The 14,521-nt window shown below is 61.1% G+C and carries 14 protein-coding genes; 2 read left to right on the top strand and 12 right to left on the bottom strand.

Annotated elements, in window-relative coordinates:
- Positions 1-18 precede the first annotated feature (18 nt).
- From paaK to paaA, 9 genes are all read right to left on the bottom strand, one after another.
- Positions 19-1,347: a phenylacetate--CoA ligase PaaK gene (gene paaK / locus ACL9RI_RS08370; RefSeq protein WP_422726110.1), complete on the bottom strand. Its 1,329-nt coding sequence runs from the start codon at positions 1,345-1,347 to the stop codon at positions 19-21.
- A 21-nt stretch (positions 1,348-1,368) separates the two neighbouring features.
- Entirely contained in the window at positions 1,369-1,821 is a 453-nt protein-coding gene (gene paaI, locus ACL9RI_RS08365) for a hydroxyphenylacetyl-CoA thioesterase PaaI (protein ID WP_422726109.1), read from the bottom strand.
- Positions 1,814-3,379, bottom strand: a complete 1,566-nt coding sequence (gene paaH / locus ACL9RI_RS08360) for a 3-hydroxyacyl-CoA dehydrogenase PaaH (protein WP_422726108.1) — start codon at positions 3,377-3,379, stop codon at positions 1,814-1,816. Before paaH ends, paaI begins: the two co-directional genes overlap by 8 nt.
- A 9-nt stretch (positions 3,380-3,388) precedes the next feature.
- On the bottom strand, positions 3,389-4,180 hold the full coding sequence (gene paaG / locus ACL9RI_RS08355) for a 2-(1,2-epoxy-1,2-dihydrophenyl)acetyl-CoA isomerase PaaG (protein ID WP_422726107.1): 792 nt from the start codon (positions 4,178-4,180) through the stop codon (positions 3,389-3,391).
- 83 nt (positions 4,181-4,263) lie between these two features.
- Entirely contained in the window at positions 4,264-5,343 is a 1,080-nt protein-coding gene (gene paaE / locus ACL9RI_RS08350) for a 1,2-phenylacetyl-CoA epoxidase subunit PaaE (RefSeq protein ID WP_422726106.1), read from the bottom strand.
- Between the two features lie 37 nt (positions 5,344-5,380).
- The gene (gene paaD, locus ACL9RI_RS08345; RefSeq protein WP_422726105.1) at positions 5,381-5,920 is read right to left on the bottom strand and encodes a 1,2-phenylacetyl-CoA epoxidase subunit PaaD; all 540 of its coding nucleotides are present in this window, start codon (positions 5,918-5,920) and stop codon (positions 5,381-5,383) included.
- Positions 5,920-6,672 carry a 1,2-phenylacetyl-CoA epoxidase subunit PaaC gene (gene paaC / locus ACL9RI_RS08340; protein ID WP_422726104.1) on the bottom strand — a complete coding sequence of 251 codons (753 nt, stop codon included), beginning with the start codon at positions 6,670-6,672 and terminating at the stop codon, positions 5,920-5,922. Before paaC ends, paaD begins: the two co-directional genes overlap by 1 nt.
- 14 nt (positions 6,673-6,686) lie before the next feature.
- Entirely contained in the window at positions 6,687-6,971 is a 285-nt protein-coding gene (gene paaB, locus ACL9RI_RS08335) for a 1,2-phenylacetyl-CoA epoxidase subunit PaaB (protein ID WP_034746356.1), read from the bottom strand.
- 24 nt (positions 6,972-6,995) lie between these two features.
- A complete protein-coding gene (gene paaA / locus ACL9RI_RS08330) occupies positions 6,996-7,985 on the bottom strand; it encodes a 1,2-phenylacetyl-CoA epoxidase subunit PaaA (RefSeq protein WP_422726103.1) in 990 nt (329 codons plus the stop codon).
- A gap of 233 nt (positions 7,986-8,218) precedes the next feature.
- Between paaA and paaX the strand changes: the two genes are divergently transcribed.
- Positions 8,219-9,151, top strand: a complete 933-nt coding sequence (gene paaX / locus ACL9RI_RS08325; RefSeq protein ID WP_422726102.1) for a phenylacetic acid degradation operon negative regulatory protein PaaX — start codon at positions 8,219-8,221, stop codon at positions 9,149-9,151.
- Between the two features lie 32 nt (positions 9,152-9,183).
- Here paaX and ACL9RI_RS08320 read toward each other — a convergent pair whose 3' ends face one another.
- Positions 9,184-9,447 carry a hypothetical protein gene (locus ACL9RI_RS08320; RefSeq protein WP_422726101.1) on the bottom strand — a complete coding sequence of 88 codons (264 nt, stop codon included), beginning with the start codon at positions 9,445-9,447 and terminating at the stop codon, positions 9,184-9,186.
- A 152-nt stretch (positions 9,448-9,599) separates the two neighbouring features.
- On the opposite strand from ACL9RI_RS08320, the gene ACL9RI_RS08315 reads away from it, so the two are divergent.
- Complete coding sequence (locus ACL9RI_RS08315; RefSeq protein WP_422726100.1) at positions 9,600-10,724, top strand: M14 family metallopeptidase; 1,125 nt, start codon at positions 9,600-9,602, stop codon at positions 10,722-10,724.
- A 62-nt stretch (positions 10,725-10,786) separates the two neighbouring features.
- Here ACL9RI_RS08315 and ACL9RI_RS08310 read toward each other — a convergent pair whose 3' ends face one another.
- Positions 10,787-12,100: an aminotransferase class V-fold PLP-dependent enzyme gene (locus ACL9RI_RS08310; RefSeq protein ID WP_422726099.1), complete on the bottom strand. Its 1,314-nt coding sequence runs from the start codon at positions 12,098-12,100 to the stop codon at positions 10,787-10,789.
- Positions 12,097-14,511 carry a TonB-dependent receptor plug domain-containing protein gene (locus ACL9RI_RS08305; protein WP_422726098.1) on the bottom strand — a complete coding sequence of 805 codons (2,415 nt, stop codon included), beginning with the start codon at positions 14,509-14,511 and terminating at the stop codon, positions 12,097-12,099. The genes ACL9RI_RS08310 and ACL9RI_RS08305 overlap by 4 nt, the downstream gene beginning before the upstream one ends.
- Positions 14,512-14,521: the final 10 nt, after the last annotated feature.

The raw sequence follows: 14,521 nt of genomic DNA, 5'->3' as shown, positions 1-14,521 counted from the left end.
TCTATCCTGCAAAATCGTTTAAGAAAAATTCTTCGGGCGCTGGTCGATCACGCGCTTGGCCTTGCCCGTCAGGGTGCGTTCGATGCCGGAAGCGGCCACCAGGCGCACGCGCGTGCTCACGCCCACGTGCGTCTTGATGCGGTGCTCCAGTTCGCGCGCCAGGGCGTCCGTCTCACTGGACGAAATGGTGGTCGAGAGATCGAGGCGCAGTTCGGCGATCACTTCGAGCTTGTCCAGATGGCCGTCGCGCGTGACGATCAGCTGGTATTGCGGCGCCAGCTTCGGCATTTTCAGGATCAGTTCTTCGATCTGCGTGGGGAACACGTTCACGCCGCGGATGATCAGCATATCGTCCGAGCGGCCCGTGATCTTGCCGATGCGGCGCATGGAGCGCGAGGTGGGCGGCAGCAGGCGCGTCAAATCGCGCGTGCGGTAGCGGATGATGGGCAGCGCTTCCTTCGACAGCGAGGTAAATACCAGTTCACCCTCTTCGCCGTCGGGCAGCACCTCACCCGTGTCCGGGTCAATGATCTCCGGGTAAAAATGGTCTTCCCAGATCACGGGGCCATCCTTGCTTTCGATGCATTCGGACGCTACGCCTGGCCCCATCACTTCCGACAAGCCGTAGATATCGACGGCGTCGATGCCGGCCCGTACTTCGATTTCGGCGCGCATGGCGTCCGTCCAGGGTTCGGCGCCGAAAATGCCTACCTTCAGCGACGATTCGGCCGGGTCCAGGCCCTGGCGCGTGAATTCCTCGATGATATTGAGCATATAGGAGGGCGTGACCATGATGATGGATGGCTTGAAGTCCTGGATCAGCTGCACCTGTTTTTCCGTCTGGCCGCCGGACATGGGGATCACCGTGCAACCCAGGCGCTCGGCGCCGTAGTGCGCACCCAGGCCACCCGTAAACAGGCCGTAGCCGTACGAGATATGCACCATGTCGCCCGCGCGGCCGCCGCCGGCGCGGATCGAGCGCGCCACCACATTGGCCCAGGTGTCGATATCGTTTTGCGTGTAGCCCACCACCGTGGCCTTGCCCGTGGTGCCGCTCGATGCATGGATACGCACCACTTTTTCGCGCGGGACGGCAAACAGGCCGAACGGATAATTGTCGCGCAAGACCTTTTTATCGGTGAACGGGAATTTCGCCAGGTCGGCCAGCGATTTCAAATCGTCCGGATGCACGCCCGCCGCATCGAAGGCGGCGCGGTAATGAGGCACATTATCGTAGGCATGCCTGAGCGACCATTGCATGCGTTCGAGCTGCAGCGCCTGCAGTTCATCCTTGCTGGCGCGTTCGATCGCTTCCAGCTCATTCGGCTCTGGATTACGTTGGACCATGCTTGTCTCCTCAATGGTTCTTTAATTATTTTCTGGTATCACGCTGCCGGCCACGCGGATCGATTTGCCACGGAACAGGGCAATCGCGCGGCCATCCTGGTTGCTGACCTTGACGTCATAGATGCCGCTCTTGCCCGCCAATGACTGCTCTACCGCTTCGGCCGCCAGCACATCTCCCTGGTAAGCTGGCGCCAGGTAATCGATGGTGCAGGCTGCGCCCACGGTGTTCATGTTGTAGCTGTTGCAGGCAAAGGCGAAGGCGCTGTCGGCCAGCGCAAAAATGAAACCGCCATGGCAGCTCTGGTGGCCGTTCAACATGTCAGGGCGTACCGCCATCGTCATGCGTGCATAACCGGGACGCACTGCAGCCAGGGCCATGCCCATGGCGGCGGTGGCGCTGTCGCGCGACAGCATGGAAGCGGCGGACGCTTCGGCCAGGGCTTGCGCATGGTGCGAAGGATCTGCCTTATCCATGAAATGGCGCTCCGCTGGCGAGTTTGCGGCGCAGCAGCGGTGAGACGCGGTAACGGTCTTCGCCATACCCTTGCGCCAGGTTGTGCAGCACGGTGACGATGTGGTCTATGCCCACCTGATCAGCCCAGGCCAGCGGTCCGCGCGGATAATTCACGCCCTTCTGCATGGCGATATCGACGGCAGCCGCCGTGCACACACCCTGGTTGACGGCGTCGGCGGCCTCGTTGGCCAGCATGGAAACGGTGCGCATCACCGCCATGCCCGCTACATCATCCAGACGCGTAACCGTGAAACCGGCGGCCTGGAACAGGCCCACGACAGCGGCATAGGCCGCATCGCTGCACTGGTCGGCACGGGCCAGGGCGATACGTTTGGCACTGGCGTAGTCGAGCGCCAGGTCGAACAGCACGGTGTCGGGATGCTGGTTGTCGTGCGCGCGCTGGGTAGCGCTGCGGCCATCGGTGAGGTAGATCGCGGCGCCGTTGCAATGCAGGGCGGGCGCCGCATCATGCGCCTGGCCTTCGAGCAGCACGCGGCTGCTGACCACGATGCCTGATTGCTCCAGCCGCTGCACCAGGCTGTGGACGATGCCGCTGTGACCACGGCCATCGCCGCCAATGGCAGCGCTCAGGGTCACCACATCCGGCTTGGGCTGCGCTGCTTCCGCCTGCGCCACGGGAGCGGCAGCGCCCTCGCCATAAGCATAAAAGCCACGGCCCGATTTGCGGCCCAGGAAGCCGGCGTTGACCATTTCCTGCTGCAGCACGGATGGCGTAAAACGCGGGTCGTTGAAATAGGCGCCGAATACGGATTGCGTGACGGAGAAATTGACGTCATGGCCGATCAGGTCCATCAGTTCGAAGGGGCCCATGCGGAAGCCGCCCGCTTCGCGCAATACGGCGTCGATGGTGGCCGGGTCGCCCGCCTGTTCGCCGAGCAAACGCCAGCCTTCCGCATAAAACGGACGGGCCACGCGGTTGACGATAAAGCCAGGCGTCGATTTTGCATGCACGGGATTCTTGCCCCACGCGCTAGCGGTATCGTAGACGGTAGCGGCGACAGCCTCGCTGGTAGCCAGGCCGCTGATCACTTCCACCAGCGCCATCAAGGGGACAGGGTTAAAGAAGTGCATGCCGACCAGGCGTTCCGGGCTGCGCAGCTTGGCGGCAATCGCCGTGACGGAAATCGACGAAGTATTGGTGGCCAGGATGCAGTCATCGGCCACCAGCGCTTCCAGTTCAGCGAACACGCTGCGCTTGACGTCGAGGTTTTCCACGATGGCTTCCACCACCAGCGCCGCATCCGCCACGTCGGCCAGGCTGCCGGCAGCTTGCAGGCGGGCCGTGGCGGCGAACGCTTCGTCCGTCGTCATGCGGCCTTTTTCCGCCAGCTTGCCATACATCTTGCCGATGTCGGCCAGTGCCTTGCTGACGGCTTCCGGGCGCGTGTCGTACAGTTTCACGCGATAGCCGGCGGCCGCCGCGACTTGCGCGATGCCTGCGCCCATGGCGCCGCTGCCGATGACGGCGACGACTGAATTTTTTTCCAATGCTGCCATAACGATTCCTTAATGTCCCTTGAATTGCGGTACGCGCTTTTCCATGAAGGCGGCCACGCCTTCGCGGTAATCGTCGCTGTTACCGAGTTCGCTCATCATGCCTGCTTCCAGCGCCAGCTGCTGCGGCAAAGTATTGGCGCCGCTGGCGGCCAGTGCCTGCTTGGTGAACGCCAGGCCCTTGGTGGGCGCGGTGGAAAAGTGCACGGCCAGCTTGCGGGTTTCTTCCGCCAGTTGGTCGTCGTCCACGCATTTCCAGATCAAACCCCAGTCTTCGGCTTTTTCTGCCGTCAGCTTTTCACCGAGCATGGCCAAACCCATGGCGCGCGCCGAACCGATCAAACGGGGCAAAAAGAAGGTGCCGCCCGTGTCCGGGATCAGGCCCAGTTTGCAAAATACTTCCACGAAGCTGGCCGATTTGCCGGCGATAACGATATCGCAAGCCAGCGCCAGGTTGGCGCCCGCACCGGCGGCCACGCCATTGACGGCGCAAATCACGGGCATCGGTAAGGCCTTCAGCGCCAGCACCAGCGGCGCATAGTTTTTTTCCACCGACTCGCCCAGGTCCACGCCTTTGGAACCCGGCTCCACGGCGCGGTCCGACAAATCCTGGCCCGCGCAAAAGCCACGGCCCGCGCCCGTCAGCACAAACACGCGCACGGTCTTATCGGCGTTGACTTGCGCAATGGCGTCGCGCACTTCCTCGTGCATCGCCTGCGTGAAGCTGTTGAGTTTATCGGGACGGTTCAGGGTCAGGGTGGCAATGCCCTGCTCGATGGTGAAGAGGATGTTTTGGTAGCTCATGATGTCTCGCTTCTTGTGTAATGACCCTCAACAGAAATCTGGGGTCAGACCCGCCGGGTCTGACCCCGGCAGTGGCAGTTGGGTTATTCAGCCTGGTCGAAATCAACGACCACCTTATCCGTCAACGGAAAACTCTGGCAGCTCAATACAAAACCGCGCGCCACTTCGTAGTCTTCCAGCGCGTAGTTGACGTCCATCTCGATCTTGCCTTGCGTGACCTTGCAGCGGCAGGTGGAACACACGCCCCCCTTGCACGAATAGCGCATGTCGATGCCCTGCCGCAGGCCGGCGTCGAGGATGGATTCCTTGTCGCGCTCCATGGTAAAGCTGGTGTGGTAACCGTCCATGATGACGGTCACTTCCGTTTCCTGGCGGGTGGTCTCGTCAGGCGGGGTACGCGGCTTGTGGGCGTTTTTCGGGATGCTGGCGGCGAACAGCTCGATCTTGATATTTTGCTTGGGCATGCCAGCCGCCTGCAGGGCGGTCGACACGCCCAGCATCATGTCTTCCGGGCCGCAGATAAAGGCGTGATCGTAGTCCTCGATCCTGATCCAGTGCTGCAGGAACTGTTCGCATTTTTCCTGCGTGATGCGGCCATTGAACAATTCGATATCCTGCTGCTCGCGGCTCATCACGTAGACCAGGTTCAGGCGCTCCAGGTACACATCCTTCAAGTCCGTCAATTCTTCCTTGAAGATGACGGAAGACGATGCGCGGTTACCGTAAAACAGCGTGAAGCGGCTCAGGGGTTCGGCCAGCAGGGTCGTCTTGATGATGGAGAGGATGGGCGTGATGCCGCTGCCAGCCGCAAACGCCAGGTAGTGCTTGCGGTTGGCGCCATCAAGCGGCACGTTGAAATGGCCCATCGGCGGCATCACGTCGATACTGGCACCTACTTTCACGGTGTCGTTCGCCCAGGTCGAAAAGGCACCGCCCGGCGTGCGCTTGATGGCCACGCGCAGGCTGCCGTCCTGCACCGCCGAACAGATGGAATACGAGCGGCGCACGTCTTCCGCATTGATATGGGTGCGCAGTGTCAGGTGCTGCCCCTGCTGGTAGCGGAATTGCTGCTCCAGCTCCGCCGGCACGGCAAACGTGACGGCGATGGTGTCACGCGTTTCATGGCGCACGTCTGCCACCGACAGCGGATAAAATTTACTCATGCTTCATCTCCAGTTTCTTCGCAACGCATGCCTGTTTTTAGTGGCACTTGAAGTAGTCAAACGGTTCACGGCAATCCAGGCATTTATACAGGGCCTTGCACGGCGTGGAGCCGAACTGGCTGGTCAGCTGCGTGTGGTTTGAACCGCAGTTGGGGCAAATCACGTCGAGCTTGGGCACAGCATGACGCTTGACTCCCGCCCCTGCGCCACCACGCAAGCCACTGATATCGATCACCTGCTGTTGCGGCGGGGCGATGCCATAACCTTTCAGTTTGGCCTTGCCCGTCTCGCTCATCCAGTCCGTAGTCCAGGCGGGCGACAGCTGGTTTACCAGGGTGACCCTGGCCACGCCGTGGCTGCGCAAGGCATCGGTGACGGCGTCGGCAATCACCTGCATGGCCGGGCAGCCCGAATAGGTGGGCGTGATGGTCACGATGCACTCATCCCCATCCACCACGTCCACGGCGCGCACGATACCCAGGTCCACCACCGAAATGACGGGGATTTCAGGATCGGGCACTTCGCCCAGCCAGGCCCAGACCTGGGCCGCGTCCAGCGATGCTGCGACGGTATTCATTACCACTCCGCTCCGGGATAGGCGCGCTGCAGGAACTGCATCTCGGCCAGGATAAAGCCCAGGTGTTCCGTATGGCGGCCCTGCTTGCCACCCTTTTGCATCCAGGCGTCCGGCGCCGGCATGGCCAGGGTCGCCTCTGCAAAGATCTCGGCCACGTGCTCGAGGAAAGCCTGTCTTAACACCTCGCTGGAAGGGGCGATGCCGGCGTCAAACATCGCCTGGTCAACGGCGTCATAATTAAACATCTCGCCCGTGTACATCCACAGCGCATCGGCGGCCGCCTGCGTCTTGGCATGGCTTTCCGGCGTGCCATCGCCCAGGCGCACGACCAGATCGCCGCTGCGGCGCAGGTGATAGGTCACTTCCTTGATCGATTTTTGCGCCACTTCCACGATGCGCGGATCGCCGCACTTGCTCAGTTCCAGCAGCTGGAAGTAATGCCAGGTATCGAAGAAAAACTGGCGCATCAGGGTGTCGGCGTAGTTGCCGTTCGGCTGTTCCAGCAGCAGGCAGTTCTTGAAGTCGTGCGCGTCGCGCATGAAGGCGATATCGTCTTCGTCGCGGCCCGCGTTTTCCAGTTCGGCCGCATAACTGAACCACAAGCGCGTCTGGCCCAGCAGATCGAGCGCCACGTTGGTCAGCGCCATGTCTTCTTCCAGCGCCGGTCCCTTGCCGCACAGCTTGGACAGCTGCTGGCTGAGGATCAGGGCATTGTCGCCCAGGCGCAGCAGGTAATTGACCTTGTCATCCATTGCAGGCGCTCCCGTCACAGGTTCTTGACTTCTTCCGGCATCGGGAAGAAGGTGGGATGGCGGTACACCTTGCTGTTCGATGGTTCGAACAGGGCGCCCTTGTCGCCCGGGCTGCTGGCGACGATATCGGCCGCGCGCACCACCCAGATGCTGACGCCTTCATTGCGGCGCGTGTAGACGTCGCGCGCATGATTGACCGCCATGGTGGCGTCGGACGCGTGCAGGCTGCCCACGTGTTTATGCGCCAGGCCGTGCTGGCTGCGGATGAAAACTTCCCACAATGGCCATTCTTTGCTCATGCTGTTCTCCTCGGTTCTTTATATTTACGCTGCCGCTTTGCCAGCGGCTTGCTTGTCGGCGTAGGCAACCAGCGCATCGCGGAACCACTCGCCTTCGTCATACGCCTTGACCCGCGTTTGCAAACGCTCGCGGTTGCAGGGACCATTGCCTTTCAATACATTGTTGAATTCGGCCCAGTCGATTTCGCCGAATTCGTAATGGCCCGTGTCAGCATTGAATTTCAGGTCGGGATCGGGCACGGTCAAGCCCAGGTATTCGATTTGCGGCACGGTCTGGTCGACCATGCGCTGGCGCAGTTCGTCATTGGAGAACAGCTTGATGCGCCATTGCGCCGATTGCGCGCTGTTGACGGAAGCGGCGTCGGACGGGCCGAACATCATCAGCGACGGCCACCACCAGCGGTTCAAGGCATCTTGCGCCATGGCTTTTTGCTCCGGCGTGCCCTTGCACAGCGACATCATGATGTCGTAGCCCTGGCGCGCATGGAACGACTCTTCCTTGCAGACGCGGATCATGGCGCGCGCATATGGACCGTACGAGCAGCGGCACAGGGGAATCTGGTTGATGATGGCCGAACCGTCGACCAGCCAGCCGATGGCGCCCATATCGGCCCATGACAAGGTGGGATAGTTAAAAATGCTGGAGTATTTGGCTTTGCCCGAATGCAAGGCGGCCAGCAGCTCGTCGCGCGATACGCCCAACGTTTCCGCCGCGCTGTACAGGTAAAGGCCGTGGCCCGCTTCATCCTGTATCTTGGCCAGCAAGATCGACTTGCGCTTCAGGGTAGGGGCGCGCGTGACCCAGTTGCCTTCTGGCAACTGCCCCACGATTTCCGAGTGCGCGTGCTGCGAAATCTGGCGTATCAGGGTCTTGCGGTAGGCGTCCGGCATCCAGTCCTTGGCCTCGATCTTGATGCCTTCGTCGATGCGCGCCTGGAAAGCCCGTTCGTCTTGCCCCATGTCATCGATGGAACGGACGTTTTTCAGGCCGGTTTCAACCATTTGTGCGTACATGATCTGTCTCCCATGTTCTATGCATGCGCAGCGGCGCATGGCGATAATCAGATAATACGATACAAAAATCAGTTTGCATACACTTGATTTGAATCATTTTAATATTTCGTATCTCATGCGAGTTTTGACAAGGTATGATGTGAAAAATAATCACAACCTTTCCGCACGGCAAACGCACGGCCAAGTAAACTGTGCATCTTGTTCACATACCGCAGCAACCAGCCCAGGACCACATGAAAAACCCCGCTTGTACCGCATGGATAGCCGATTTCCTCGCCAACGACCCGCCCCGCTCCAAGTCGCTGGTGATGACCATCTTCGGCGACGCCATCGTGCCGCGCGGCGGGACGCTCTGGCTGGGCAGCCTGATCGAATTGCTGGCGCCGTTCGGCGTGAATGACCGTCTGCTGCGCACCAGCGTATTCCGCCTGGCGCAGGAAGGCTGGCTCAGCTCGCAGCGCGATGGCCGCCGCAGCGCCTATACCATACGCCCGGAAGCATCGGCCCGCTTCGAGCGCGCCTACCGTCGCATCTACGCGCCGCTGGTGGCGCACTGGGATGGCAGCTGGACCCTGGTGATCGGCCCGGCCGGCAGCATCGACGCCGCGGAACGGGGCGCCGTGCGCAAGGAATTACTGTGGGCAGGTTATGGCTTGATTGCGCCGGGCATCTTCGGCCATCCGGCGGCCGACCCGGATGTATTGGAAGATATCCTCACCCGCAATGAAGTGCTGGGCAAGCTGTATGTCTGCCACGCAACGGAATTGCCGGGCGTGAGCACCCGTCCGCTGCGCGATATGGTCGGCGAATGCTGGGATTTATCGGAAGTGATGGCCGGCTATGCACAATTTATTGCGCGCTTCCAGCCGCTGCTGCACCTGCTGCAGGTGCAGGCAAAGGACGCCACGATCGATGCGGAACAGGCGTTCGTCATCCGTTCGCTACTGACGCACACCTACCGCCGCGTGCAATTGCACGACCCGCAACTGCCCGTCGAACTGCTACCCGAACCGTGGCCCGGCACACAAGCCTACGCCCTGGCGCGCGCCCTGTACCGCCGCACGCATGCAGCGGCCGAAGACTATATCCTGGCGACCTTGCGGCGCGAGGATGAACATGCGCCATCGGTTCAGCCGTGGTTCTTTGAGCGCTTCGGCGGCTTGTAAATGGGGTCAGACCCGGCGGGTCTGACCCCTGATTACTGCTTGCCGACCACAAGTTTCGCCCCCGCCACCAAATCCTGCCCCAGTTTATCCAGCGCATTCGCCTGCACCAGCATGGTGTCGAGGATGGCGACGTTAAAGGCGAATTCGGCCGGCGTGGTGTAGCCGGGGAAACGTATAATGCGCAGCAACTCCTTCAGGCTCGTCCCCTGCCCCAGGTGGGCCAGCGCGTCGCTGAGGGCGCTGATTTTCTTTTCCAGCTCCCGGATATGGTTATCTTGCGTGCCATTGCTTGCCATGATGTTCTCCCCTGATTAACTGCGCTAGGACTTTTTACCTTAGCAAAGGACACGTGTCGCCCTTTGCGCCAGCACAAGGTGACAAGTAAAACGGGTATCATCGCGCCATTGCACACGATGCAAACCTTATTTGTTTTTATCAGGAAACATTCATGACCATTAAAATCAGCCAGCAATTCGACGCCGGCGCGATCGAGGTGCTGCGCGCCGACGATGCCCAATCCATCGAGCTGAACATCCGTAAAGATTCCCACGCCGACATTACGCAGTGGTTTTATTTCCGCCTGCAAGGCGCGCAAGGCGAAGCGTGCACGATCCGCTTCATGAATGCCGGCAAGTCTGCTTACCCGGACGGCTGGAAAGATTACCAGGCAGTGGCCAGCTACGACCGCGAAACATGGTTCCGCGTGCCGACCAGCTTTGACGGCACGGTGATGACTATCGAACACACGCCAGAAGAAGAAAGCGTGTATTACGCTTATTTCGAGCCGTATCCATGGGATCGCCACCTGGCCTTGATCGACAGCGCACAAGCCTCACCGCTGGTGCGTTTGATCGACCTGGGTAGCACGGTCGAAGGCCGCGACATGAATCTGCTGGTGGTCGGTGATGCCGATGCCGAGAAAAAAGTCTGGGTCATCGCGCGCCAGCATCCCGGTGAAACGATGGCGGAATGGTTTGTCGAAGGCATGCTCGAAGCGCTGCTGGACCAGGCCAACCCGTTTGCCCGCCAATGCCTGCAAGACGCCGTCTTCTACGTGGTGCCGAACATGAATCCGGATGGTTCCGTGCACGGCAACCTGCGCACCAACGCGGCTGGCGCTAACCTGAACCGCGAATGGATGACGCCGACGATGGAACGCAGCCCGGAAGTATTCCTGGTGAAACAGAAGATGCATGAAATCGGCTGCGATTTGTTCCTCGACGTGCATGGCGACGAAGGCTTGCCGTACGTGTTCGTGGCCGGCAGCGATGCGCTGGAAAACTTTACGCCTGCGCAAAAAGCCGAGCAAGACCGCTTCATCGCCGACTTCAAGGTGGCCAGCCCCGACTTCCAGGACGTGTACGGCTATGAAGATGGCCCATTCACGCCGGAAGTGCTGACCATGGGTTCGCCCCACATCACGCACGCCTTCGGCTGCCTGGCGCTGACCCTGGAATTGCCGTTCAAGGACAATGCCAACGATCCTGACCCGCAAACGGGCTGGAGCGGTGCACGCAGCGCCGCCCTGGGCGCGGCCGTGCTGCAACCGATCCTGTCCACTCTTCGCGCTTAAGCGCCTGGATAAAAAACCGGCCCCTCCTTGCGGATGGGGCCGGTTTTTTTATGCGCTGTTAATCAGCTGCGCGCCACCTGCTGCAAAGCGACGATAAAGCGCTCGATATGCGCGTCCGGCGTAAAGATGCCAGGCGTAACGCGGATGCAGCTGCCCGCCGCCAGGCCGTCGCGCGGCACGGTAAAAATGCCATGCTCGGCCACCAGCCGTTTCGACAGCGCCAGGTTGTCGGCAAAGCTGGTCTTGCCTTTCAGGCGGAAGGCGGCCAGTGCACTGGTCAGGCGCGGGTCGGACGAAGCCAGCACTTCCACGCCGTCGATGCCGCGTGCCGCTTCCACCCAGCGGTTGCGCAAGCGCTGCAGCCGCGCCTGCTTGTTGGCCACGCCGATCTGGCCGTGAATATCAAAGGCCAACGGCAAGGACAGATAGGCAGCAAAGTTCAAAGTGCCTGTATGCACGCGGGTACGGATATCGTTGCCCTGTTCCTCGCCCTGGTAAGCATCGATATCGGCCAGCCGGCCCCGCTTGATGTACACGGCACCCACCCCCACGGGGGCGCCGATCCACTTGTGCAGGTTGATGCCGACAAAGTCCGCCTGCAGGTCGGGGATCGTCATGTCCAGCTGGCCAAAACCATGGGCCGTATCGACGATCACGTCCACGCCGCGCTGGCGCGCCATGCTGGCGATCTGCGCCACCGGCAAGACCATGCCATTGCGGTGGTTCACGTGCGTGAGCAGCATCAGTTTCAACTTCGGATGGTCTTCCAGTGCCTGCGCATAAGCGGCCACCACCTTGTCATGACTGAACGGTTCGGGCATGGCAATGGACACCACCTCCACGCCGCGCCGCTGCCTGAGCCAGCGCGTGGTGGTGATCATATTGTCGTAATCGATGTCCGCGTACAGCACCGTGTCGCCCGGTTTGAGGCGGTTGTAGCTGGCGATCAGGATTTGCAAGGCCTCGGTAGCACCCCGCGTAAAAACAATTTCGTCGGTATGCACGCCCAGCGCCTGGGCAGCGTGCGCACGCGCCGCTTCAAACGCGGCGGGAAAACGCACGCGGCCGTACCAGGAGTTGCCGCGATTCACCATTGCCACTTGCCGCTGATAATCTTCCAGCACGGGCAAGGCCATCGAACCCCAGTAGGCGTTGTCGAGCAACACCACTTCATCGGTGATGTCGTACTGGCGAGTCACCGACGCCCAATAGCCGGCATCGGAGGCCAGGGCCAGCGGTTCGCTGCCTTTGGGCGGCGCCAATTGTGGCACAACAGGCACAACTGGCGCCGCCGAGGCAGCCAGCGCACTGGCCGGCAGCATCGGCAGCAAGGCGCCAAAACGCAGCATGTTGCGGCGGCTCAGGTCAGCGCTCAAAATTTCACCCGGTATTCGGCAAACAGGCTGCGGCCATCCGTATCGTAAGGCGCATTGCGCGAATAGATCAGGCCGCGGCTAGCCTGGAAGGTGGCTTCATCCGGATATTTGTTGAGCGCATTGTCGATGCCCACGCGCACCGTATGCATGGCGTTGATCTTGTAGCTCAGGGCCAGGTCCAGGAACTGGATGGCGCTGAAGCGCTGGAACACGTCGCCGGTGGCATTGCCGGTGTTGTCCGTCCAGGAACCATAGTAGCGCCAGCGGGCCAGCGAGCTCCATGGCCCCAGGTCATAGGTCGCACCCAGGGTAGCCTTCTGGCGTGGCAGGTGTTCTTCAAACACGGTGCGCTGCGCATCATTGGTGGCGATGCTGGAATTGCCGCCATCGACCTTGGTGGTGTTGTAGTTATATGCCAGCGTCAGGTTCAAACGGCCATCGCCCAGCTTGCTCGTGTGATTACCGACGATATCGATGCCGCGCGTGGTGGTGTCGAAATCGTTGGTGAAATAACTGATCGAAGTGTAGTGCAGCGGATTGGCTACGCCGGCGGGCACGGCAAACGAGGCCGACGTGCTGAAGCGGTCGCTGACCTTGATGTTGTACACATCCACCGAACCGGAGAAGCCGGCCGGCGTTTTCCACGTAAAGCCCAGCGACAGGTTTTTCGATTTTTCAGGCTTCAAAGGCTTGGCGCCCAGCAAGATGGCCAGCGGATCGTTGTTGGCCAGGCGGCCACTGGTAAACAACAGCAAGGTCTTGGTGTCCAGGCCCTGGTTGGTGCTGTTGGTATTCGACTGGCCCGGCGTTGGTGCGCGGAAACCGGTCGAATAGGAACCGCGCACGGCGATGTCTGGCGTGACCGTGTAGCGGGCCGACAGCTTGCCATTGACGGTGCTGCCGAACTCCGAAAAATGTTCATAGCGGGCCGCGCCACCCAGGCTCAGGTCGCGCGTGACAGGCACTTCCACGTCCAGGTAGCCAGCGTAGCTGGTCTGCCCCCAGCTGCCTGCCTGGCGGTCGCTGAAACCGGGGGCGCCATTGGCGTTTGCGTCGAGACCGACTGCCGCGCCCGGTCCCACCGTGTACGACGCCAGGTCGCCCGCCTTCACGCCGTAGGTCTCATTGCGCGCCTCGGTGCCGAAAGCGATATTGACGGGTTGCGCCAGCGACGCCACGGGCAATTCATAGTTGAAGTTGGCATTGAGGATTTTTTCTTCCTGCGACAACTGGCCCAGGTAAAACGAAGTCGGGCTCGATGGTCCCATCGAGGCATTGATGGAGTTGGCCAGGTTGTAATCGATATGGTTCATGCCATACGAAGCGCTGACATCCCAGCCCAGGCGTTCATTGATGTGCCCGCGCAAGCCGGCCACCACTTGCGCGTCATTCTGCTTGTTGGAGTACTGCGGGCTGAAACCGACCGGATAGAGGCTGCGCAAATCCCAGCCAGGAAACAGCGGCGTGACCTTGAAGGCGCCCGTGCTGGTGTCCGGATTGCGCCAGTTGAAGTCCGAGGTGCCATCGCTATGGCTGAACATGCCGAAAGAATACAGTTCAACGTCATCGTTCAGCGCAACGCTGCCGTTGTAGCCGATGTGTTCACCGGACAACTTCGGCTGGCCCCAGCGCTGCACGGGATTCGGTACAGCGAGGTTAGGATGCGCTGCCTGGAAGGCGATGGCGTCGGGACGCTGGCGCGTGCGCGAAGTCGGGTCCGACTGATTGATGGTGGCGTACAAGGACAGCTTGCCCGTCTCGCCGATGGCGAAACCGCTGCGCGCATTGAATTCATTGGCCTTGCCATCGCCTTCGGAATACTGCGAATGGCGCACCGACATTTCCGTGCCCACGCTATCGTCGAGGATGATGTTGATCACGCCGGCAATCGCATCGGAGCCGTACTGGGCCGATGCACCGTCGCGCAGTACTTCGATGCGCTTGATGGCGGATACGGGAATCTGCGCCAGGTCGGCCGCCTGTGCGCCGCGCGCGCCCAGCAAGGCGCTGCGGTGGAAACGCTTGCCATTGACCAGCACCAGGGTCTGGTCCGGCGACAGGCCGCGCAGGGTTGCCGGGCGCACGAATACCTGGCCATCGGCCATCGGCAGGCGCTGCACCACATACGATGGCACCAGTTGCGCCAGCACATCGTTCAAGTCCGACGATTTCACGGCGCTGATATCGTCACGGTTGAATACGTCGACCGGGGCCATGGTATCGAATTGCGTGCGGTTGCTGCCGCGCGTGCCGGTAACGATCACGGCTTGCGGTGCGGCATCGGCCTGGGCGCTGTCAGGGGCAGGGGCAGCGGGGGCATCACCCTCGGCGTGGGCGGACGCGGCAAACAAGGCGTTCATGGCGCAAAACAGCGCGACCGCGCGGGCGATGCGGGTACGGGATAAGGTCATGGGAAGGTCT

This window comes from Janthinobacterium sp. Mn2066 (genome assembly GCF_049319705.1).
Classification (GTDB): Bacteria; Pseudomonadota; Gammaproteobacteria; order Burkholderiales; family Burkholderiaceae_D; genus Janthinobacterium.
The sequence above is the reverse complement of the archived record's forward strand: the minus strand, read 5'-3'. Positions and strand labels throughout refer to the sequence as shown.

Bases quoted from the DNA above. Each gene is read 5' to 3' on its own strand.
- paaK (WP_422726110.1), bottom strand. From the start codon at position 1,347: ATGGTCCAACGTAATCCAGAGCCGAATGAGCTGGAAGCGATCGAACGC.
- paaI (WP_422726109.1), bottom strand. From the start codon at position 1,821: ATGGATAAGGCAGATCCTTCGCACCATGCGCAAGCCCTGGCCGAAGCG.
- paaH (WP_422726108.1), bottom strand. From the start codon at position 3,379: ATGGCAGCATTGGAAAAAAATTCAGTCGTCGCCGTCATCGGCAGCGGC.
- paaG (WP_422726107.1), bottom strand. From the start codon at position 4,180: ATGAGCTACCAAAACATCCTCTTCACCATCGAGCAGGGCATTGCCACC.
- paaE (WP_422726106.1), bottom strand. From the start codon at position 5,343: ATGAGTAAATTTTATCCGCTGTCGGTGGCAGACGTGCGCCATGAAACG.
- paaD (WP_422726105.1), bottom strand. From the start codon at position 5,920: ATGAATACCGTCGCAGCATCGCTGGACGCGGCCCAGGTCTGGGCCTGG.
- paaC (WP_422726104.1), bottom strand. From the start codon at position 6,672: ATGGATGACAAGGTCAATTACCTGCTGCGCCTGGGCGACAATGCCCTG.
- paaB (WP_034746356.1), bottom strand. From the start codon at position 6,971: ATGAGCAAAGAATGGCCATTGTGGGAAGTTTTCATCCGCAGCCAGCAC.
- paaA (WP_422726103.1), bottom strand. From the start codon at position 7,985: ATGTACGCACAAATGGTTGAAACCGGCCTGAAAAACGTCCGTTCCATC.
- paaX (WP_422726102.1), top strand. From the start codon at position 8,219: ATGAAAAACCCCGCTTGTACCGCATGGATAGCCGATTTCCTCGCCAAC.
- ACL9RI_RS08320 (WP_422726101.1), bottom strand. From the start codon at position 9,447: ATGGCAAGCAATGGCACGCAAGATAACCATATCCGGGAGCTGGAAAAG.
- ACL9RI_RS08315 (WP_422726100.1), top strand. From the start codon at position 9,600: ATGACCATTAAAATCAGCCAGCAATTCGACGCCGGCGCGATCGAGGTG.
- ACL9RI_RS08305 (WP_422726098.1), bottom strand. From the start codon at position 14,511: ATGACCTTATCCCGTACCCGCATCGCCCGCGCGGTCGCGCTGTTTTGC.